This is a genomic window from Lysinibacillus sp. 38-6 (assembly GCF_046245175.1).
Lineage (GTDB): Bacteria > Bacillota > Bacilli > Bacillales_A > Planococcaceae > Lysinibacillus.
Genome location: NZ_CP176417.1, coordinates 1693053 through 1716003 on the forward strand (window position 1 = coordinate 1693053; position 22951 = coordinate 1716003).

The following is a 22951-nucleotide window of genomic DNA, read 5'->3' on the forward strand; positions in this document are numbered from 1 at the left end:
TTTAAATGCCTATTCATACTGCTTCATCTTTTTAAAAATATCCAAATTCGCCATTAAAACGTTTACTTTATCTTCTCCAAAAACACCGAGTGTGCGTCCTTCGGTATGAACCGCTATTATTTCGTCAAGTTCCTTCACTGACAGCCCACTTGCATTTGCAATTCGGTTCATTTGAATTTTTGCTGCTTGCACACTAATATGCGGATCTAAACCTGACCCTGAGGCTGTCATTAAATCAGCAGGAATCTCTTGTCTTTTTACGGTTGGATTGGCCTTTAAAAAGGATTGAATATCTTCCTCTATTCGTTTTATTAATTCTGGATTGGAGGGTGCATAGTTGAAGGTTCCTGAGCTAACGCCTCCATAGACAGTTGTGCCCTGTTCATTTGGTACAATATCTTCCTTTGCATAAACATTATAATTAATAGAAGAAACACGTCCCCATAAAAAGGCTGGCGATGTAAAGGCTTGCCCTAACAATTCTGAACCAACAGCTTTACTATCCAACTCAACAATGCTTCCATTCGCCTGCTCGTTAAATAGCCCTTGTGCAATGCCGGTCACAGTAAAAGGATAAATTAAACCACATAATACAAACATTGTTAAGGATACAAAAAACGCCTGCTTTACATTATCCCAAAATCTATTCATGTCAGTTCCCTCCTATAGCCCAAGCATGGATAACAGTGGGTCTATTAGTAAATCAATCACCTTAATCCCAATAAAGGGGGCAAAAATACCACCTAGTCCATAAATGCATAAGTTTTTCTGTAATAATTTCGAAGCACTCATCGGCTTATACTTGACACCCTTTATTGCTATAGGAATTAATAACGGAATAATAACCGCGTTGAAAATTAAAGCAGAAAGGATGGCGCTTGTCGGTGAAGAGAGATGCATAATGTTAAGCGAGCTCATTTCTGGTACTGCCCCCATCAGCATAGCAGGGATAATCGCAAAATATTTCGCAACATCATTTGCAATACTAAATGTAGTAAGTGCGCCACGCGTCATTAATAATTGTTTCCCAATTTCTACAACTTCTATTATTTTAGTTGGATTTGAATCTAAATCTACCATGTTTGCAGCCTCTTTTGCTGCATTCGTCCCTGAATTCATGGCAATACCTACATTTGCCTGCGCCAAAGCAGGTGCATCATTCGTTCCGTCCCCTGTCATTGCAACAACTTTTCCAAGTGCCTGCTCATCTTTTATGACCTTTATTTTGTCCTCAGGCTTACTTTCTGCAATAAAGCTATCCACGCCGGATTCTTTAGCTATAGCTGCTGCTGTTAGTGGATTATCTCCTGTACACATAATCGTTTTTATGCCCATTGCCCGCAGCTGTTCAAAGCGTTCTTTCAAACCGAATTTCACAATATCTTTCAGATGAATGACGCCTAAAATAGTATGATTCAACGACACAACAAGTGGCGTCCCCCCTACAGAAGATACTTGATGGACTAACTGCTCCAAATTTTGAGGGATAGAATGCCCGGCAGCCATGCTTTCTTGCTTAATCGTATCGTAAGCTCCTTTTCGAATGATCGTGCCATCCTTCAAATTTAATCCGCTCATCCTTGTTTGTGCAGTAAACGGCATATGCTCACTTGTTTTAATGATTAGTTGTTCCTCTGTAGTGTCCACACCTAACTCGGCTGCCAATGATACTATAGATTTCCCTTCAGGCGTGTCATCGGTTAAGGAACTAAGCCATGCAACTTGCACCAATGTTAGTTGCGCCACTCCCTTTACAGGTAAAAACTCAGATGCCATGCGATTGCCATAAGTGATTGTTCCTGTTTTATCTAAAATGAGTGTGTCTACGTCACCGCAGGCTTCCACTGCTCTTCCCGACATCGCAATGACATTAAACTGTGTCACACGGTCCATTCCGGCAATACCTATGGCAGAAAGTAAGCCACCGATTGTAGTTGGAATTAAACAAACTGTCAGAGCTATTAATGTGGCAATGGAGATGTGCACATTTAAATAATTCATCATAGGATATAATGTCACGACAACTAATAAGAATATTATTGTTAAACTTACTAACAACGTATTTAACGCAATTTCATTGGGTGTTTTTTTTCGACTTGCCCCTTCAATCAAGGTAATCATTCTATCTATAAATGACTCTCCTGGCAGTGAAGTAATTTCAATGATAAGCCAATCACTTGTGACCGTCGTCCCACCAGTAACAGATGAAAAGTCACCACTTCGTTCTTTTACGACAGGTGCTGACTCACCCGTAATGGCCGATTCATCGACTGTAGCAATTCCTTCAATTACCTCACCGTCGTTTGGAATGACCTCTCCAGCTTGAACTAAAACAACATCTCCCTTTTTCAACTCATATGCCTGTTTCAGTATTTCTGAGCCATCCGCTAAAAGCACTCTTGCCTGTGTAATTGTTTTTGTATTTTTTAACGTTTGTACTTGAGCCTTCCCTCTCCCTTCTGCTATAGACTCTGCAAAGTTAGCAAATAATATCGTCACAAAGAGAATAATAGCGACAATCACATTATAAAGTCGTTCATGCTCGCCTCCCCCAGTCCCAAGCAAATTGGGGAAAAATGATAACAATAACACAAAGAGAAATCCGACCTCTACAACGAACATGACAGGATTTTTGATCATATAAAATGGATTAAATTTTTTCAACGCACCGATAATGGATTGCTTAATCATATCGCTCGACATAAAACTTTTTCTTACAGTCTCCATTTATTTCTCTCCTCATTAGGAATGTATTTGTAAATGCTCTGTAATTGGACCAAGTGCCAATGCTGGTAAGAATGTCAATGCACCAATCATCAATACTATTCCAACAAGCAAAAATGTAAACATCGGCGTATCTGTTTTCAATGTTCCAATTGAATCGCTATACAACATTTTTTTAGCAAGTAACGAAGCAATTGCTAATTGAAGTATGATCGTTAAATAGCGTCCAAAAAACATCGCTAGCCCTGTCGATACATTCCAAAATGCCGAGTTATCAGCTAATCCTTCAAAGCCGGAGCCATTGTTGGCAGAAGCAGAAGCAAATTCATATAGCACCTGCGATAAACCATGTGCACCTGGATTTGTTATAGCTGCCACGCCAGCTGTCGTAGCAACAGCAAGCCCCGAAAATAACAGGATGATGGCCGGATGAATTAAAATACATAGCGCTATAAGTTTCATTTCCTTTTCCTCAATTTTCTTCCCTAAAAATTGAGGAGTACGGCCTATCATTAAACACGCTATAAAAATCGTCAGTAGCACATACATCATCATGTTCATCAGACCAACGCCTTTACCACCGAAGACAACGTTTAGCATCATGTTAAACATCGGTACAAGTCCACCAAGCGGTGTTAAAGTATCGTGCATATTATTGACAGAGCCAGTTGTAAAGGCAGTAGTAACAGCCGTAAAAAGAGCCGATTGTGCTATACCAAAGCGTATTTCTTTTCCTTCCATACTGCCAAGTTCCTGTGTAATACCTAGCTCGCCGATAAGTGGATTTCCCGTACGTTCAGCTATGTACACTGTTATTAACCCAATTAACAACAGCATACTCATGGCACTAAAGATTGCTAGCCCTTGCTTACCAACTATCGCCTTCTTTTTTCTATAAGTAACCATCAAGCCAAATGCTATAACACAAGCCCCAGGTAGCATCATCATCGATAACATTTCTACGATGTTGGATATAGCGGAAGGGTTTTCAAAAGGCGTCGTCGAATTGGCTCCATTAAAACCCCCTCCATTTGTACCAACATGTTTAATTGATTCAAGCGAAGCAATAGGACCCAGTGCGATGTCTTGCATCTTTCCTTCAATTGTTTGCACAGTTTTATTCGCACTTAATGTTTGAGGCGTACCTTGCCATACTAAAAGAATGGCCACCACAATGGAAATTGGCATTAATACACGTGTAATAACACGTACAAAATCTACATAGAAATTGCCCAAAGTGTCACTTTTAGCAATTAAACGTCGACAAAATGCCATACATGCTGCATAGCCTGTCGCTGCGGATGTAAACATCATAAAAATAATGACGAGCATTTGTGACAAATAACTTAAACTAGATTCACCACTATAATGCTGCAGATTTGTGTTGGTCATAAACGAAATAATTGTATTAAAGGAGAGCGTTGCTTCCAAATTTCCAATATCATTTGGGTTTAACAACAAAAAAGATTGCATGCGCAACAGCATATATCCAATGAACACCATAATAGCATTCGACATAAGTAACGACAGCACGTATTGTTTTCCGGTCATTTCTATCGGCTGTATGCCACATAATTTATAAATGACATGATCTATTTTATCCATCACTGGATCGAGCCATGTTCTTTTATGCATCGTTACACGAAAAAGATAATGGCCTGTTAGGATAACAAGCGGTAAATAAATAATACAAACAATGGCTATTTGCCACATACGCTATTCCTCCCGCATCCTATTAATAGTTTTCTGGATATAAGAGGGCGTACCCTAAATATCCAAAAAGGAAGATAAGTATAATTCCAATTACAATTTCCATAGCCATTCCCCTATTCTTCGACTAATTTGTAGCACCACATCGTTAACGCATATAGACAAGCGAAACTAATGAATAATAAGCCAATCATATAAAAGTCCATCAATTCACATCACCATTCCCCTCATTTGATGTTTTCATCATACTGACTTTGAAATTAATGTAGTGTTAGGAAATTGAGTTTTGTATTAAGAAATGATAAAGAGGTTAAATCTTTACACTTTCTTAATGTCCGATAACGCTATAATACAAATGAGGTGAAGGATGATGGAAAATGAACGCCCCACTCCAGAAGAGTTTTTACAAAGGATTCATCAGGAGCAAACAACTGTAGGGAGACTCAAAATTTTTATCGGTTATGCGGCTGGCGTAGGTAAAACGTATGCCATGTTAGATGCTGCACATCTAGCAAAAAAACTTGGCAAAGACGTAGTCATTGGCTATATAGAGCCACATCCACGCCCAGAGACATTAGCATTACTTGACGGGCTTGAGCAAATACCGACTAAAATTATTCATTATAAAGGGAAACATTTTCAAGAATTAGATATAGATGCAGTATTGCAACGGAAACCGGAAATCGTGCTTATTGATGAGTTGGCACATTCAAATGTTCCGCATATGCGACATACAAAACGGTTTGGGGATGTAGAGGAATTACTTGCGAAAGGTATTCATGTATATACAACTGTAAATATTCAACATATCGAAAGTCTGCATGATATGGTAGAAGAAATTACGGGCGTACAAGTGCGAGAACGTGTACCAGATTATTTAATTGATCAAGCAGCACTTATCAAAATTGTGGATATTGAACCCGATGAGTTAATTCAACGCTTCAAAGAAGGCAAAATCTATCACAAACAACAAGCTGAAAAAGCATTAGCCTCCTTTTTTCGCAAACAAAATTTAGTTGCACTTCGGGAAATTGCCCTACGTAGGACTGCAGATACAATTAATTTCAAACAACTAAACGAAAGTGAATCGATTAGGCAAACGAAACAAATTGAAGAACATATTTTAGTTGGTATTAGTAGCTCACCAACCAATGCCAAAGTTATTCGCACTGCCGCTAGACTTGCTCAAGCTTTACATGGCAAATTTACTGCACTTTACGTGCAAAAGGTGCCAGAAAGTAGTTTTAACGAAGCAAATGATGAACGATTGCAACAACATATTAAATTGACCGAGCAACTTGGTGGCCATGTCGTAATCGTTCAAGAGTATGATGTCGCAGCTGCACTAGCAAATTATGCACAATTAAGTGGGGTGACAAAGCTAGTACTTGGTAGAACTGCTTTTAAAAAGAAATGGTGGCTGCCGCATGCGAAAATCAGTGACCGTCTCAATGAATTCGCACCGAATTTAACGATTCATATTGTTCCAGATCAAGAAAATGAACGATTGTATTTTCCTACTGGCATTCGCAATCGACTAACAATTGAATGGTTGGATTTATTAAAAATGGCCATCGTGTTTATCTTGGGCTCTTTGTTAGCTTTATTTTTCTTTACAATTGGCGTCAGCGAATCCAATATTATTACGATTTATATTCTTAATGTGTTAATCCTTGCGATATGGTCGTCCGGATGGCTGATGAACATTATTAGCTCTGTAGTGGCTGTACTTTTATTCAACTTTTTATTTACTGAGCCCCGATTTTCGCTTGAAGCGTATCATCAGGACTATCCTATTACTTTTCTAATTATGTTTTTCTCTGGCATTATCACAAGTAGCTTAACAAAGAAGATAAAAGAGCAGGCCACCGTTGCTGTACGGAAATCTTATCGGATGGAAGTTTTACTAGAAACCAATCGCAAACTACAACATGCCAAATCTATCGAAGAAATCATTACGGAAGGCATGACACAAATTGTTAAATTAGTCGAGAGACCTGTGCAATTTTTTGAAATAGAACAAAAAATAATCATCAACTCTTCTTTTTTCCCAACAACAAGTCTATCTAATATGGAGAATACTAAAGTAGCATCACTCTTTAAAGATACAAATGAATTAGGAGTCATACATTGGGTAATTAATAATAAACATTTTGCTGGCATATCAACAGATATTTTTCCTGACGCGAACGGCTACTATTTACCTGTTATTTCAAGTGGAAGTGTAAAGGGTATTGCAGGTATTGCTCTTTCTAAGCAAACACCTCTCCCCGCCTTTGAGCGCGATATTTTACATGCGATTATGAATGATTTTTCATTCGCTCTTGATAAATGGTATTTGCAAAGTTTAAATGAGCAAGTTGCTCGAGAAGCCGAGCTAGAACAAATGAGAGCTAATCTTTTACGTGCTATCTCTCATGATTTACGAACACCGCTTACAACTATCTCAGGCAATGCCGATATTCTGCTAACTAATAAAGCGCAAATTCCCGACATTGAAAAAACACGATTATACGAAGATATATATAAAAACTCAAAATGGCTTGTTCAGATGGTGGAAAATTTACTAGCAGTTTCGATGTTAGAAGATGGGCAATTTGCATTAGAGATGCAGTTAGAGCTAGTGGAGGATATTATTCAAGAGGCGTTACTTCATGTTACGCCACGGGATAATACACATAATATTTCTTATCATGTAGAGCCTGAATTAGTTATGGCATTGATGGATGCACGCCTGATGATTCAAGTAATTATTAATATAATAGATAATGCCCTAACCTATACACCTGCAGGTAGTAACATCATTTTCAATGCAACGGATCGAGACGATTATGTTGACATTAGTATCTCTGATAATGGACCAGGTATTGACGATTCATTAAAAGAAAAACTGTTTGAGCCTTTTATAACAGGTAAAGTCCAGCGTAGCGATAGTCGAAGGGGCTTAGGCTTAGGGTTAGCATTATGTCAAACAATTTTAAAACTACATGATAGTAAATTAGAAGTTACCAATAACTACCCTACTGGAACCATCTTTCGTTTTACTTTAAAAAAAGGAGTTGTCCCTATCAATGAGTACACGGATTTTAGTCGTAGAAGATGATGTAGCTATCGGCAATTTAATTAGAATGACCCTCACTACTCAACACTACGAATTCGATATTGCACAAGATGGTTCTAGTGCATTGCAAAAAGCTATTTCGTTGAAGCCTAATGTCATTATCCTCGATTTAGGCTTACCAGATATGGATGGGATAGACTTTATTAATAAAATACGCGGTTGGACCCAAACCCCCATAATTGTGGTTAGTGCCCGCAGTGAAGAACTCGATAAAATCCATGCATTAGATGCTGGTGCAGATGACTATGTCACAAAACCTTTTAGCGTGGAGGAGCTACTTGCTCGTATACGTGTTGCCTTACGAAGAACGAGTAGCGCCCATCAGCTAGAAGCTGAATCCGCACTGTTTGTTAATGGACAATTAGAAATCAATTACATGGCAAACACTGTGTTTATTAACGGTGTGGAAGTGCACTTGACACCTATTGAGTATAAACTATTAGTTGTGCTATCCAAGCATGTTGGCAAAGTTCTGACACATAATTTTTTATTGAAGGAAATTTGGCAAAATGCTCTCCAGTCAGATGTTCCAAGCCTGCGTGTATTTATGGCGACTCTGCGAAAGAAAATAGAAGATAATCCATCCCAACCAAAGTATATTCAGACTCATGTTCGTGTGGGATATAGAATGCTACGAGTTCATGATGATGAACAATGAACGTTCAAACTACACTGTTGAATACACCATTTAACTATAACAACTACTTCGATACACTAAAAATCAGTAAGCATAGCTTCTACTCTATGGAGCTATGCTTTCATTTATTAATTACCTCTTTAAAAATAATGCTTCCTCACCTAGGGTTTGGCAACAGACATTTCTTATGCTCCGTCATAACAATTCTTTTTAGCTAAATATGCAATACATTTGTGTATTTTTCACTATTCTCTTTACCCCATCATCCATTCTTTCTTGACTTTTAAGAGCCCTTTCCATTGTTCCGTAATGAGCATTTGTCGAACGCTAACATAAGGGTCTGCATATCATATTTATAATCAGGTATGTCATCAATGAAAAGCATACAATGAAAGGAGATCATTATGGTATTTAGACCACCTTATCAATTCCCTATGTATCCGGGTGGCATGCAAATGCCTGCGCAAATGCCCATGCAAATGCGGATGCCAACACCTCCACAGATGCCACCACAATCCTTTTACCCGCCTGGAGGATTTCCTCAACCACGAATTCCAGGGAATTTTCAAATGCCCGGTGGAATGAGGGGGGCGCTCGGAGGACAAATGCCAACACCACCCGTACAGGAGCCTTCTAAAATCGGTTCATTTTTACAGCAGGCAAACAGTCTGTTTAATTCTGCCAAAACGTATACCCCTTATATACAGCAAGCAATGCCAATGGTAAAAAATATTCCTTCCCTTTTAAAACTGTATAAAGGTTTTTCTGGGCTTCCTGCAGCTGGTGCGGCAGCTGGCGCGGCGGCTGGTACTGCTGCTGCTGCAAGTGAGGCTGCTGCAAGTAAAGGAGCGGGTACATCGAAAAGTAGACGTGCATCCCAACAAAGCGCATCGACTACTCCCAAACAACCCATTCCATCCAAGCCGCGAATTTTCCAGCCGCCTATGGAGTGAAGGTTTCTTTGTATTCGAGGTGCCTGTCCGTTATAATGTAGGTAGGTAAGCTTGAAAGGAGTCACAACCATGCAAGTATTAAAAATTAATCCACGTGGCTATTGCTACGGTGTTGTGGATGCGATGGTCATTGCACGTAACGCCGCACTTGATAAAACATTACCAAGACCTATCTACATTTTAGGGATGATTGTGCACAATAAACATGTTACAGATGCCTTTGAAGAGGATGGTATTATTACACTTGACGGTGATAATCGCTTAGAAATTATTGAACAGGTTGAAACTGGCACTGTTATTTTCACGGCGCATGGTGTTTCACCTGAAATTCGTGAAATTGCGAAACGCAAAGGCCTAGTATCCATTGATGCTACATGTCCTGACGTAACAGTAACGCACGATTTAATTCGTGAAAAATCAGCTGAAGGCTATGATATTATTTATATCGGTAAAAAGGGGCATCCTGAGCCAGAAGGGGCAATTGGTGTTGCTCCAGACCATGTGCATTTAGTGCAATCTTCATCGGATATCGATGCATTAAACTTAACGAATGATAAATTGCTTGTAACGAACCAAACAACGATGAGTCAATGGGACGTTGCGCATTTAATGGATAGTTTAAAAGAAAAATTCCCACATATTGAAGTTCATAAAGAAATTTGTTTAGCGACTCAAGTGCGTCAAGAAGCCGTTGCGAAGCAAGCAGGGGAAGCTGATCTATTAATTGTTGTTGGCGACCCTAAATCGAATAACTCGAATCGTTTAACGCAAGTATCTGTAGAAATTGCCGGTACACCTTCTTATCGGATTGCAGACGTTTCGGAGCTTAAAATTGAGTGGTTAAAAGGCATTAATACCGTTGCAGTCACTGCCGGTGCCTCCACACCAACACCTATTGTTAAAGAGGTTATTTCATTCCTTGAGCAATTTGATGAACAGGATGAAACGACGCATACTATCCAGCGGACAGTTACACTGGATAAAATTTTACCAAAAATTAAAACGCCAAAGCCTGTCGATAAAATTATGCCTTACTAATGTTAACTGACCAAGGTGATGTCGGTTAATAAAAGAGAAAAAGTGTTAGATTGACTACTCATCAATCTAACACTTTTTTGCTGTGCACAATGTTGTCCCCTACTGCTTGCGTTTTCTACTGGCATAATAATGGCTTCTCCTTCGGAAACATCCACTTCGCTTGTCAGCGGGTATAGTGTAAGCCGTAGTCCTGAATGCATTCTAAATTGTGTGAGTGCCTGGCACCAAATTGAAAAGTTCCTCTTCCGCTTGTCGGCGGGCATAGTGTAAGCCGTAGCCCTGAATGCATTCTAAATTGTGTGAGTGCCTGGCATCATATTTGGCACCATATTATCATTTACTAAAATAATAATTAATAGGGCGACCGATGCCACCGTAATGGACGTCCATCGTGATTTCCTGTTGCTTTTCTAGATAATCTAAGTATCTTCTGGCAGTTACGCGAGCAATCCCCACGCCACTTGCCACATCTTCTGCAGATGCACCATCTACCGATTGCAAGTAATACACTACTTTCTCCAGTGTCGCCCGATTAAAGCCCTTTGGTAAACTTTTTTCGGACTTCCCTTCCTGTACTGGCTCAGTGTTCTCATAGCCATTATGATAATGGAATAACTGATCAAGCTCCCCTTGTGTTAGTCCCCGTTCCGTTTGTATTTGTTGCTTAAATCGCTTGTAGTTTTCAAGTGTTCCTTGCACTCGCTCAAACGAAAATGGCTTCATAATATAATCAAAAACACCGAGATGTAACACTTGTTTGACCGTTTCCATATCATTCGCTGCTGTTACAGTAATGACATCGACAGCTATGTTCAGTTCACGAATTTTCCTTAAACTTGTGATCCCATCTTGTTCTGGCATAAAAATATCCATAAAGACTAAATCTGGTTGTAGTGTACGAATTTTATTGATCCCATCCACACCATTTGAGGCTTGCCCAATTACCGCAAAGCCAGCAACTTTTTCAATAAATTGGCGGTTTACTTCCCGCACCATCGGATCATCCTCTATTAATAACACATTTATTTGCGTCACTGCCAAGCCTCCCTTTCACTCGCATACAATATTTGCACACTAAGGATGATAAAATGTTAATAAAAAGCTCGTCCCTTTCTGCGGTTCACTCATTACTTCAATTTCACCCTGTCCTTTTTGTACAATCTCTTTAATTAAATATAGTCCTATACCTCGACCTTTTTTTTCTTTCGTCGAATAGCCATTATCAAAAATATGTGCCTGTACTGCTTCTGTCATGCCGATGCCGTTATCTGTAACTAAAATCGCTAAGACGTCCTCATCTTCGTCTACAGAAATATGAACAATTTTATCGTCGACAGCACTGTCTTTTAAGGCATCAAAAGCATTTTCAATTAAATTGCCAAATAAGATGACAAAGTCATGATGGTCTAAATTTTTCGGGAATGTTGTAAGACGACTCGCACGATCTATTTCCAATGTAATACCAAGTTCTTTTGCATGAGCAATTTTACTAAGTAATAAACCCGAAATATTTTCATTTTTAATGCGCTCATTTAAAAAATTCGTAATTTCATCATGCTCTTCTTTTACTTGCGTTAAGTAAGAAAGTGCTTGGTCATGATGCCCAAGCTGCAAAAGACCCGCGATGGTATGCAATTTATTTTTATGCTCATGCGTTTGCACGCGTAATGCCTGAACAAAAGCCTTTACGCCGGTTAATTCCTCCGCTAGTTTTTTCACTTCTGTCCGATCTTTAAACATCGCTACCGCACCAACTGTTTCGCCATTGACCTGTATGGGAATACGATTGCTCATAATACTATGGTCATTAATATACAGTTCACGGTTATAAATAGGACGATCCAGTGCTAATATCTCGGGCAAACGTGTATCTGGTAACACCTCAAAAATTTTCTTGCCGATTAATGCCGACGGTCGTTCTGCTACGCCTAATATTTCACAAGCCTTTTCATTAAATATCGTAATCGTTAAATCATTATCAATGGCGATAATCCCTTCATGCATGGCGTTAAATGTTTCGGTACGTTCGACGTACATTTTTGCAATTTCGTGTGGCTCTAAGCCAAACATTTGTTTTTTCATATGGCGTCCTAATGTGTGAGCACCCCATGCACTAAATAACAATGACAATATAACTGTAATGATAAGCTCTTTTTGGATAGACAAGAGCAATTCGCTAACAGTTAATACACTATAGCCTACAATAACGACGCCAATTTGACGTCCTCCATCACTCATAATGGGTACAAAAGCACGCACCATATCGCCATGTTCGCCATGTGCAATCGATGTATAATAATGTTCAGAAAATGCGGCATTGAGGTCAGCTGATTGTGAAATAGTGCCGATTTCCTGTGCATTTGGGTGAGTATATTTACGCCGCTTCATATCGAGCACAACGATATATTGTGCGCCATTAATATCACGAATTTCTTCCACAACCGGATTAATATGTTGAGTCGCTTCTGCAAAATTACGATTGGCCATTGCATCTTTTAATTCTGGTAATTGTGATACTGTTTTTGCAACAAGTGACGCCTGTTGTGCCAGCTTTTCTTTTTGCTCGTTGATCACATAGCCAAGCAAAAACGTCCCGCCGATACTAAAAGACAGCAACAGGATAAAAAAAGTAAGAGACATGATTTTGCCCTGCATCGATAATTTTTGAATTTTCAAGATCATGGCCTCCCTCTTACTATATTTTAGCTTACTTCCTATGTTAGAATAACAAAAACATGTGAAAATACGAATCAAATGGGTGTATTATATGAAAAAATTTATGATAGGAACGGCCGCAACCGTTTTGATTTTAACTATTGTCTTTAGTATACAGCAAGGATTATTATTTTCGACAACGCTCCCCTATGATGATGAGCAAACAGGACTCGACACACAAATCACCATTCATTTGAGTCACGTTGTCGCTGAGAACACGCCGAAAGGTCAAGCTGCAACTAAATTTGCTGAACTTGTAGAGCAAAAAACAAATGGCCAAGTCAAAGTGCATGTTTATCCAAATGCATCGTTATATAACGATGAAAATGAATTTAAAGCTTTACAAGATGGGAAAGTGGAGATGATTATCCCTACTTATTCTAAAATGACTTCCTATGTACCTGATTGGCAAGTGCTTGACCTCCCTTATCTTTTTCATACAGATGATGAAGTGCATGAAGTACTTACAGGACCAATCGGTGAGCAATTATTGGATGAGCTACAGCCTTTTAATGTAAAAGGCCTAGGCTTTTGGCACAATGGCTTTAAACAATTAACCGCTGAGCAACCTATTCATACATTTGAAGATTTACAAGGCTTACGCATACGTACAATGCCAAGTAAAACGCTTGAAAAGCAATTTAGCTTAGCCGGTGCTACGCCAGTGCCGATTTCCTTTAGCGAAGTATTTACTGATTTAGAAACCCATGCAATCGATGCACAAGAAAATACAGCATCTAATATTTATTCAAAAGGTTTTTATAAAGTACAAAAAAATATGACAGTAACCAATCATGGCATTTTAGGTTATTCGGTTTTAATGAACGAAAAATTTTGGGAACAGCTATCGCCCAAAATTCAAAAGCAGCTGATGGAAGCAATGAAAGAAACAACAGAATGGCAATTTAAGCAGGCAGTTCTTCTAAACGCTGATGATTTACGGAAACTGCAGCAAGAAGATGATTTTGTCATTTATACGATGACTGACAAAGAACGTCAACGCTGGCAAGAACAACTTGCACCTGTCTACGACTTCTACCGAGCGAATGTCAAACAGCCCCACTTATTAGCTGACATCCAACAGATTATCGCGCCATAATACTTTTGGTCATTTTGACTATATCCTCACTTTTTGTGGGGATTTTTTTCTTTGTATTATAATAGTTTCGCCTTTTTCTAATCTACTATAAAACAGCCTCAAACCGTTGATATATCTCACTTCCCATCCATCCTAAGGAAAAATGAACAAAATGAACAATAGAAACTTTACGGCCATAAAAACCATTGTCGGAAAATTTCAGCTATGATGGTCACATGAAAGCGTTCACATAGTTCACATTTTTTTAGGGGGAAGTATTATGCGTATAAATTTTAAAAACTTAACGGTACAAGTGCTCATTGCCATTGTCCTCGGGATTATTGTCGGTGCTGCTTTTCCAGAGTTCGGTGCTAGTTTAAAAATATTAGCGGATATTTTTATTAAATTAATTAAAATGCTCATTGCACCTATTATTTTCTTAACCGTAGTAATCGGCATTGGTAGTATGGGTGATGTGAAAAAGGTCGGCAAAATTGGTGGTAAAGCATTAATTTATTTTGAAATTGTTTCTACGTTCGCCCTTGCGATTGGTTTACTCATTGTGAATATTATTCAGCCTGGTAAAGGGTTTAATACAGATGCAGCGAATGCGGCGGATGTTACACAATATACAGAGCAAGCTGCAGCTGCTGAGCATGGGTTCGGCGCCTTTATTATGCAAATTATCCCTGATAATGTTGTCGGTGCCCTTGCAAATGGCGAATTATTGCCTGTGTTATTTTCTGCTGTGTTATTTGGTTTAGCGGCAGCTTCAATTGGTGAACCAGCGAAACCTGTTATCAAATTTTTTGAGCAAGTAGCAGATATTTTCTTTAAAATTGTCAATATGGTGATGAAAATTTCTCCGATTGGTGCATTCGGTGCCATGAGTTACACCATTGGCAACTTCGGTATCAAATCACTTGGCAACTTAGGGTTCTTAATGTTATCGGTTTATATTACGATGTTTATCTTTATCGTTGTTATTATTGGCTTGATCACACGTTACTTCGGCTTTAGTATTTTTAAGTTTATTAAATATATAAAAGATGAAATTTTCATTGTTATCGGTACATCATCTTCTGAATCTGCGCTCCCTTCGATGATGCGCAAATTAGAAAATTACGGCTGTTCAAAACAAGTTGTAGGTCTTGTTATCCCAACAGGCTATTCTTTTAACTTGGACGGTACTTCCATCTATTTATCGATGGCGGCTATTTTTATCGCACAAGCTTATGGGGTCGATTTAGATATTTGGCATCAGCTTACATTACTTGCTATTTTAATGTTAACTTCGAAAGGTGCTGCCGGTGTGACTGGCTCAGGATTTATTACACTTGCCGCTACACTTGCTGCATTCCCGATGATTCCAGTAGAAGGGATTGCCCTGTTAATTGGTGTCGATCGCTTTATGTCGGAAGCTCGCGCTGTAACGAACTTAATTGGTAATGGTGTTGCAACAGTAGTCGTTTCAAAAATGGAAAAAGAATTTGATCCTGAACAAGAAAAACGTGCACTTTCAGGTAAAATGATACCCAACTCATAATTGAAATGAAGCTGGGTCAAAAGCGAAAAAGTGTTAGATTGACTGCTATCAATCTAACACTTTTTGCTATGCCGTTGATGATTGCTACGGTGGTTCTTTCCGCGAAGGACAATCACGTTATGTACATTCTTCGCAGGAGACACAGCCTTTGCTACCAAATAAAGAATAGCTAGGATTTTATTAAGATTTTTATTCTAATTTAAAAGTTTCATACCACGCCTTTTCAGAAGTTTTTTCGTCAATAGAATGATAACACCACTTACGAATGCTAACCCCAAAAACGAGGTGCCCAAAATTATGACTGGGGAACCTATAAAAAGGAACGTAACATCGGTATGACTTTCAGCTACATAGCTCCCCCCTAGTTTCACCTTTTCGAATGTCATTTTCATATAGGGCCATCCATATATACTAAAAAAATATACTAAATGTATGAACAACGAACAAAATAATGCCTGCAGTACCGTTTTCATATCAAACTCCTCCCAGTTAACTGATTGACAATTTTCTTAAATTCCATTTAATTTTACCTCCATTTTAAATAAACTATTGTCCACAAATATTAGTGAAACCTCCAGTCAATCTTACTCGTATAGTAAGTAAATGGGAGGTTATTATATGGCAATATTTACACTTACATATCCAAAAGCAACTGAAAGACTTCCCACATACCCTATTGTTAATAGTGACAATGAAGCTGTCTGTGTTCTTCAACAAGTTCAGCGTTCAAACATCAGAAAAATTCTGAATGCAGCCACATTAGTAGCCGTCCAACAATCGCTACCATACCGCTTTGAAACAAGGACGCCACAAGGAAAACTACTTTTTCAAGTGCGTTCAACATTACTGACAAAAGGGATTAGTCATCAAATCATCATGCCTGATGGTAGTAGTATTCCTATTCAACGAAAAACTGTGCAATTATTAGAGTCTTCTTATTCCTTTACAATGGATGGTCTTGTTTTTCGCTTTGAACAAGATTTTACTTCAACGGCTTATTTATATTGCAATGATGAAAAAATTGCGAGTGCCCAATTTGTTGAAAATGGGATAGTACGGGAAGGAATAGTCTATAACCTCTTCCAGTCGGATGATCCTTTATTCGTGGCTTTACTAGCTTCACTTTTTCAAACATTATTTGCACTACGTAACTAGCGAAGCTTATGCTATAATTTGAGTCATTCTATATAAATGTGAGGTAACGTATGAACGGTCAAAATAGAAAAGATATTCATCCTGGTTTAGAGGTTAACATTATTCTAAAAAAAGATCAGCGCACAGGTGTTAAAACGAGAGGAATGGTGAAAGATATTTTAACCAATTCTGCGCACCATCCACATGGTATTAAAGTTCGCTTAACGGATGGTCAAATTGGCAGAGTGTGCGACATTATCCAAAAATAATTGCAACGCATTGGTTTGCTGACAGAATAACGGGGATAAAAAGTGTGAGATTCATTATAGCGAATCTCACACTTTTGCTTTTACGTTGTGTTTAAATTGTGTGAGAATTGTTTGAGTGCCTGGCACCTTTTTAAATCTGTACTTTCAAATCCTTAACATAAACCGCTGTTCCAGTAATGGCAATGTCCAAGTTATTGTCGACTTTGTTGACGTGGACATGGACACGTCCATCTTTTCCAAGCTCTTGTCCTTGTTCGACGATTAGTGTTTTAGGGTATGTCCCTTCACTGTCAATATACTTTGCATAATATGCCCCCATAACACCTGAAGCTGTTCCTGTAACGATATCTTGAATCGTTCCCGAGTGTGGGGATGAAAAATGTCTCGCATGCATATCTGCTGTCTCATCCAATGCTTGTAAACAGAATGGATGCAGTGAGGCTGTTGGCATTTCTTTTAATATAGAAGGAAATGTCGCCGTTTGAGGGCTCATTTTTTCAAAAGAGGCTAAATCTTGGACAGGTATTAATAATGTCCATAGCCCTGTGCTACCGTAAACAATGGGTAACTCAGCATGCAGTTCGTCTTCGTTTAAGCCAATTGACTGTGCCAGTGCCGCTCTAGAACCATTAAAATCTTCAAATTGTGGTGTAGCATGCTGCATTGTTATGTATAGCTTATCTTCTTTTTCTTCCAAACGAATGGGTAATACCCCCGCTTTTGTTTCGATCGTGATGCTTGTTTTATTGCCTAGTCGTCCTTGTGTTTGTAATGCATAAATCGTCGCCATTGTGGCATGTCCACATAAATCGACTTCATGCCCTGGTGTAAAATAACGAATACGTATATCTGCTTTATCAGAGTTAAGAGCAAAAGCCGTTTCATTGAAGCCGACCTTCTTAGCTATCTGTTGCATTTCATTTTCGCTATATTGATGTCCTTCGACTACAACACCTGCTGGATTTCCCTTATTAGGTATAGTACTAAACGCATCATAATGCTGAACAGTTATTGTTTTCATAATTTCCCCGCCTTGTCATTAGATTATAACCATCGAATTCACGGAAGAATTCCCCATTGTTATATAGCTATATTAGCATAACGTATTGGCGTGACCAATGCTAAATTTTCTTTTTTTTCAAAATTGTTTCGGTGCCTGGCACTAAAAAAGCAGGAACTAAAAAAGCATACTGGTAATTCACCAGTACGCTTTATGCAAATTATTATTAGCTGTATTTAGCGAATTGTTTTTAATGCTGTTGCCCACGGAATAACTTGATCTAACATTTGGTTTACTGAATCGGCTTGCACATCTTTTGGTTTAAACACGTTGCCATTTTCAAAATCTGTAAATAACGATAGGGCAGGATGTGCACGAACGTCTGCCACTAATAGTTCTCCAAGAATACCACGTAAATGTTCTGCCGCACGTGCACCGCCTACAGAACCATATGACACGATACCAGCTGCTTTATGGTTCCATTCTTGCTGTAAGTAATCTAAAGCGTTTTTTAATGCTCCTGTAATGGAATGGTTGTATTCTGACACAATGAAGACAAAACCATCACATGCAGCAATTCGTTGTGCCCATGCTGCAACACCAGAAGCATCGCCACCTGGCTCGCCTAAAAGAGGTAGTTTAAACTCAGCAATATCAATAATTTCATATTCAGCATCACGGCGTTTTTCTGCCAATTCTTTTACCCATTGACCAACTTGCGGACTTACGCGCCCTTCACGAGTACTACCTAAAATAATCCCAATTTTCAACATCACTATTCCTCCTATGCTTCCCTAAATATTGTTTTGCTAATTGCATCTTTCTTTGGAGATTTTCAAAAAATCTGCGCTCTTACCCATGGTGTTCAGATCAACAGTACTCTATTCATCAAACTGTCTTTAAATTTGAACTCAAGATAAAAAATCAATGATTGATAGCGTGCCTTTACTTTGGGATTATTTATCTTCAATTCGAGATAAAATTACCATATATTACTTTTAATTGTCAAATAATTCAGCTTTCTCTTTTATCAAAAAGAGAAACAATCTGTTGGCGATTGTTTCTCCTTTTGTTCTTTATTTCAGTTTGATTGGCCGCTCTAAAGCAACTAGCTCCTCGTCAAGAGCAGATAATTGGCTTTCTACCACATATTTCGCATCAGAAATCGCTGCATTATAAATATAGGGTGCGATATTCTCTTTAATAAAATCAAACACTCTTTCCGCTTCAAATTCAGAAATATCTTCATCACGCTGATTATAGAAAAAGCGTTGAATATCAGCGATGATAAGCTCTTGTTGCTCTGTTGTTAATCGGATAAACATGTCGCCACTCCCTTTTTGCATTTCATAAATTCAAGTATAGACTAAGGCAGCGTTTTGTATAGTGGTCATTGTAAATTTTTCATACCTAAAGCCTTGGCCGATGACTAACCGTTTTCCCCCAATTGATCTATTTTAAGCAAATTGATACTTCTATCACAAACTTGGACGAGCCGTTCATCGTGGGTCGCAATAATGACACTTGCACCGTTTTGACTACATGTTTTTAATAGATTAATAATCATTTCTCTGTTCGATTGATCTAGCGAGGCTGTTGGTTCATCCGCAAAGATAATAGTAGCTTTCTTATAAAGTGCACGTGCTACGCCTAGTCGCTGTTTTTCTCCTCCCGATAAAACAGCTGCCATATCTTGCCCTCTTCCAACGAGTCCAACTGTATGTAGGATTTCGTCAACAACCTTTGTTTTCGCTTGTCGCTTATTTAATGTCACATTATAACGGACGCTTTCATCTTCAATGATGCCATAGTCTTGATAAATAAATGCCGCTTTTTCTTTCCAAAAACTTGTTTTTTCTTTCTCCTTCCATTTACTAGCATTTTGATTTTCTATTAGAATATCCCCACTATTGACTGATTGAATAAGCCCTAGACAATTTAAAAGTGTTGTTTTGCCACTACCAGAAGGGCCAGTAATGGCAATCATTTCATTCGGATTAATCTCTAAGGAAATATTAGAAAAAATTGTTTTTCCACTAATTTCAATGCCAATATTTTTTGTATGAATAATCATATCCATTACTCCTTTAGTACATTTAATTGTACCGATGACTCGTACGATAAAAAGCTTGTTTTACGGATTTCTTAAAAGAAAGGTAACTTCCTATCCCATATAAAATTCCGACAAGTAAAGAAGATGAAAGTAATACGCTAAGTTGCACGTGGTGTACCAAATAACCAATTATAGAACCGACAATTGTTGTTAGAATGATGATAAATAATTGTCGCTTGAAAACCGGTCCAATAATCGATGTGTATGGGTAACCAAAGGTATGCAAGGTGAAAATACGTTTACCATTCGTGCCAGCCCATAGTCTGCCATTCAATACAGCAGTCAAAAACATTGTTACGAAAATGAGCAGTCCCGCTACAATATAGTAAACGTATTGTTGTTTAAACCTTTGAGCCGTTTCCAAAGCAACGTCTGCTATCCCATTAATCGACGTGATAGAAGGTTTCATAACGGAGTTAGCTAAAGCGGCTTGTAAATGATTTTCATCAAAAAAAACGATATTTCCACTAGAAGCTAAAGATATTAAAAACCCTTTCGTTTTTACAATGTCTGTTAGCTGACCATCTATCAGTATAACTAACGGATTTTCTGCTTGTACTGTCTCCCCTGCTAAACCAACATTTGGTGGTAATGCAAGAAATTTCGTTCCCTTATATTCGTAAAAATTCAACCCTTGCGCTGGATAAACATCATTATGTTTCGTCCATAGCGGAATTTGCCCTTCTAAAAACGAAGCCAATTCATCTGGTAAATCTTTAACATTCTTTGTAATGAGTTTCCCACCCTTGTCTTCTGTTTCTACGCCTATTTCTAGCAAATCAATCCAAGCCCGATCTGTCATAATAATATGATCATAGCCACCCATTCGATGTGACTCTAAAAAAATCGCTTTATCAATAACGAAAGAAAGACTTAAATTTTTAGCCGCTTGCATTTTAGAAAAAAAGGCTTCTACCTCGGGCAGAGTCGCCTCTTGTTCTAATGAATCCAAGTCAAACATGGATAGCCGAACGACATTGTGCATTTTATCCCAAAGTGCATATTCCTTCGACAGTTGATTAGTTATTAGTATAGATGTGATAATGGTCGGTATTACAATGAGCGATAAAATCATAACAAGAACTTGACTTAGCTTTCCCATTATAGAAAATCGTTTCAACGGAATTTGTCTTCTCGCTATATGGGCAGCTTTTGGGCTAGCAATTAGCGAAAGCAATGCTGTGATGATGCCAACGACAAATAAGAATAGCACGAGACAAAGTAGTAGACGATTCAATACCAATGGAATTTGTCGAATGTCCTTTACGACACCTACATAGCCTAATGATATAAACAAACCTAACAAAAATCCGACAATGATAAAAGATACTATTGTCGTTGTATCCTCCACATGGATTCTCCCTGCTTTAACACCGCCTAATAATCGAATAGACCTTGCTTTTGCATGTTGAAATATCCAAGTAATAATGGTCGTTACTAATAACAGCAAGGAAGCAAGCACTGCATTCCCTGTACCATTTTGAAATAAGTATGCATAAACTATCGTTAGTATAGATGGTTCTTGAACAAATAAAATCCTAATTTGATGCTGTTGCGCCCAATGTTCAAGTGCTTCTCGGAAATCTTTCCCGGCGTTATAAGCATAGGTGCCTGATAACGAACGGGTGCCTATATCTGCAGTGGAAAGCAATTCACCTGTTAAAGAAGATTCGAACCATTTAATCTCATTGTGCTCTATAAGCAAGCCATGAAATGCTGGTTTAGCAGTCCCAAAATAAATAATATCTTTTTTATTGTCATAGTTTTCTGGGTCAACAGACGTTTTTACTACGATTGCTTTATATTGATCTGTTAGTTGATTAAGGTCCGAAACCAATTTGTCTTTCGCAATCGTAGTTTCAGCAAGATTTAAATCAAATTGATTTGTAGTGCCTAATGGCAGCCGCTGTTGGACAAGCGACGTATATTGAAAAATAAGCAGAGACAGCATCATTACACAAATAAAAGATGTCAGTTGCACTGCTCTTTTAAGCATAACCACTCCCCCTAAATCTTTAATTGAGAAGCTTGGAAAGCCTACTGCTAAAGACATTCCAAGCCTCTAAAGTATGAAGCTTTAGTAATTAATCGAATTAATCACATACCCGATAGTAATAACGATCAACGTGGGTAGGGTACTGCACCGCCCAAAGTTCAGCAATGGATCTTTGTCCTGGTGCTGTATCAGCTGATCTTGATCGATTACCATTTAACTCTACTGTGCTTCCATGACAGCGATCCACTGTGTAGTATGAACGAACTTTAGCATTCCAAAATCCATACTCCCAAGTGCCACCTTCATTTGGATATTGTGTGATTGGTCCTGGTGCTAGCCATTTACGAGAAACGTCTCCGCGGTTGAATGGATCACTTTGTGTTGCAACAGTTAATGGATCATAAATAGCATGATGAGACACTGCCAAAACCCCATTTACAGATGGCAATAACAATAATGCCACCAACGCTAACACGACTATTTTCACCCTCACAGTTTTTTTGGATAACATATGGCTCACCTCCTTTCATTTGAGCTCTTTATTATTTTTTAAAATAGAATGTATTAATAGAGCTTTTTACTTTTTGAAAAATTTATCTCTATCCAAATAGGTGAATACGGAAAATCCTAAAATGCTAATTATCGCAAAAACCGTTATCCAAATAGGCTGACTTTTATAATCTCTTATTAATGATTGTAACGAAATAAATATTAGCATTAGATAAACATATGGTGCTGGAATCTTTTTGAATTTCACCTTCACCGCCTCTTTTCATACAGAAATACTCCTCCAAAAACTATTAATTTAACAGAGACACCAGAGACACATTATGTAATTTCATTCAATTAAAATTCTCAATAGATTCTCATTCTCATTTAATCATTTTTTATATAGCATAAAATAATAGAAAAATCAA

Annotated in this window: 19 protein-coding genes; 8 read left to right on the top strand and 11 right to left on the bottom strand. The window is 38.3% G+C overall.

Features of this window, described 5'->3' with window-relative positions; translation table 11 throughout:
* Positions 1-9: 9 nt before the first annotated feature.
* The 3 genes from kdpC to kdpA are packed head-to-tail and all read right to left on the bottom strand — an operon-like array spanning position 10 to position 4437.
* Positions 10-651, bottom strand: coding sequence for a K(+)-transporting ATPase subunit C (gene kdpC, locus ACKVEV_RS08845; RefSeq protein ID WP_409370023.1), 642 nt, complete (start codon positions 649-651; stop codon positions 10-12).
* Positions 652-663: 12 nt separating this feature from the next.
* On the bottom strand, positions 664-2727 hold the full coding sequence (gene kdpB, locus ACKVEV_RS08850; protein ID WP_409370024.1) for a potassium-transporting ATPase subunit KdpB: 2064 nt from the start codon (positions 2725-2727) through the stop codon (positions 664-666).
* A gap of 15 nt (positions 2728-2742) precedes the next feature.
* Positions 2743-4437 carry a potassium-transporting ATPase subunit KdpA gene (gene kdpA, locus ACKVEV_RS08855; RefSeq protein WP_409370025.1) on the bottom strand — a complete coding sequence of 565 codons (1695 nt, stop codon included), beginning with the start codon at positions 4435-4437 and terminating at the stop codon, positions 2743-2745.
* A 364-nt stretch (positions 4438-4801) separates the two neighbouring features.
* On the opposite strand from kdpA, the gene ACKVEV_RS08860 reads away from it, so the two are divergent.
* The 4 genes from ACKVEV_RS08860 to ACKVEV_RS08875 all read left to right on the top strand — a co-directional run bounded on the left by ACKVEV_RS08860 (position 4802) and on the right by ACKVEV_RS08875 (position 10183).
* Positions 4802-7537 carry a DUF4118 domain-containing protein gene (locus ACKVEV_RS08860; protein WP_409370026.1) on the top strand — a complete coding sequence of 912 codons (2736 nt, stop codon included), beginning with the start codon at positions 4802-4804 and terminating at the stop codon, positions 7535-7537.
* Positions 7506-8213 (top strand): response regulator, encoded by a 708-nt coding sequence (locus tag ACKVEV_RS08865; RefSeq protein WP_409370027.1) that lies wholly within the window; start codon positions 7506-7508, stop codon positions 8211-8213. The genes ACKVEV_RS08860 and ACKVEV_RS08865 overlap by 32 nt, the downstream gene beginning before the upstream one ends.
* A 383-nt stretch (positions 8214-8596) precedes the next feature.
* Positions 8597-9145 carry a VrrA/YqfQ family protein gene (gene vrrA, locus ACKVEV_RS08870; RefSeq protein ID WP_409370028.1) on the top strand — a complete coding sequence of 183 codons (549 nt, stop codon included), beginning with the start codon at positions 8597-8599 and terminating at the stop codon, positions 9143-9145.
* Between the two features lie 69 nt (positions 9146-9214).
* Positions 9215-10183 (top strand): 4-hydroxy-3-methylbut-2-enyl diphosphate reductase, encoded by a 969-nt coding sequence (locus ACKVEV_RS08875; RefSeq protein WP_409370029.1) that lies wholly within the window; start codon positions 9215-9217, stop codon positions 10181-10183.
* 333 nt (positions 10184-10516) lie between these two features.
* Here the strand turns inward: ACKVEV_RS08875 and ACKVEV_RS08880 are convergent, their stop codons facing one another.
* Together ACKVEV_RS08880 and ACKVEV_RS08885 are read right to left on the bottom strand one after the other, a co-directional pair.
* Positions 10517-11218, bottom strand: a complete 702-nt coding sequence (locus tag ACKVEV_RS08880; protein ID WP_409370030.1) for a response regulator — start codon at positions 11216-11218, stop codon at positions 10517-10519.
* A gap of 39 nt (positions 11219-11257) precedes the next feature.
* Positions 11258-12838 (bottom strand): ATP-binding protein, encoded by a 1581-nt coding sequence (locus tag ACKVEV_RS08885; protein WP_409370526.1) that lies wholly within the window; start codon positions 12836-12838, stop codon positions 11258-11260.
* A 112-nt stretch (positions 12839-12950) separates the two neighbouring features.
* Here ACKVEV_RS08885 and ACKVEV_RS08890 point away from each other — a divergent pair, with 112 nt between their 5' ends.
* From ACKVEV_RS08890 to ACKVEV_RS08905, 4 genes are all read left to right on the top strand, one after another.
* Positions 12951-13997, top strand: coding sequence for a TRAP transporter substrate-binding protein (locus ACKVEV_RS08890; protein ID WP_409370031.1), 1047 nt, complete (start codon positions 12951-12953; stop codon positions 13995-13997).
* Between the two features lie 259 nt (positions 13998-14256).
* Positions 14257-15522, top strand: a complete 1266-nt coding sequence (locus ACKVEV_RS08895) for a dicarboxylate/amino acid:cation symporter (protein ID WP_409370032.1) — start codon at positions 14257-14259, stop codon at positions 15520-15522.
* Between the two features lie 618 nt (positions 15523-16140).
* Positions 16141-16677, top strand: a complete 537-nt coding sequence (locus tag ACKVEV_RS08900) for a hypothetical protein (protein ID WP_409370033.1) — start codon at positions 16141-16143, stop codon at positions 16675-16677.
* 50 nt (positions 16678-16727) lie between these two features.
* Positions 16728-16925, top strand: a complete 198-nt coding sequence (locus tag ACKVEV_RS08905) for a YwbE family protein (protein ID WP_409370034.1) — start codon at positions 16728-16730, stop codon at positions 16923-16925.
* A 130-nt stretch (positions 16926-17055) separates the two neighbouring features.
* Here the strand turns inward: ACKVEV_RS08905 and ACKVEV_RS08910 are convergent, their stop codons facing one another.
* The 6 genes from ACKVEV_RS08910 to ACKVEV_RS08935 all read right to left on the bottom strand — a co-directional run bounded on the left by ACKVEV_RS08910 (position 17056) and on the right by ACKVEV_RS08935 (position 22545).
* Positions 17056-17946 carry a PhzF family phenazine biosynthesis isomerase gene (locus ACKVEV_RS08910; RefSeq protein WP_409370035.1) on the bottom strand — a complete coding sequence of 297 codons (891 nt, stop codon included), beginning with the start codon at positions 17944-17946 and terminating at the stop codon, positions 17056-17058.
* A 215-nt stretch (positions 17947-18161) separates the two neighbouring features.
* On the bottom strand, positions 18162-18698 hold the full coding sequence (locus ACKVEV_RS08915) for an NADPH-dependent FMN reductase (protein WP_409370036.1): 537 nt from the start codon (positions 18696-18698) through the stop codon (positions 18162-18164).
* Positions 18699-19001: 303 nt separating this feature from the next.
* Positions 19002-19250 (bottom strand): DUF2164 domain-containing protein, encoded by a 249-nt coding sequence (locus ACKVEV_RS08920; protein ID WP_409370037.1) that lies wholly within the window; start codon positions 19248-19250, stop codon positions 19002-19004.
* Between the two features lie 104 nt (positions 19251-19354).
* Complete coding sequence (locus ACKVEV_RS08925; protein ID WP_409370038.1) at positions 19355-19999, bottom strand: ABC transporter ATP-binding protein; 645 nt, start codon at positions 19997-19999, stop codon at positions 19355-19357.
* 22 nt (positions 20000-20021) lie between these two features.
* A complete protein-coding gene (locus ACKVEV_RS08930) occupies positions 20022-22034 on the bottom strand; it encodes a hypothetical protein (RefSeq protein ID WP_409370039.1) in 2013 nt (670 codons plus the stop codon).
* Between the two features lie 97 nt (positions 22035-22131).
* A complete protein-coding gene (locus ACKVEV_RS08935) occupies positions 22132-22545 on the bottom strand; it encodes a lactococcin 972 family bacteriocin (protein ID WP_409370040.1) in 414 nt (137 codons plus the stop codon).
* Between the last annotated feature and the right edge of the window lie 406 nt (positions 22546-22951).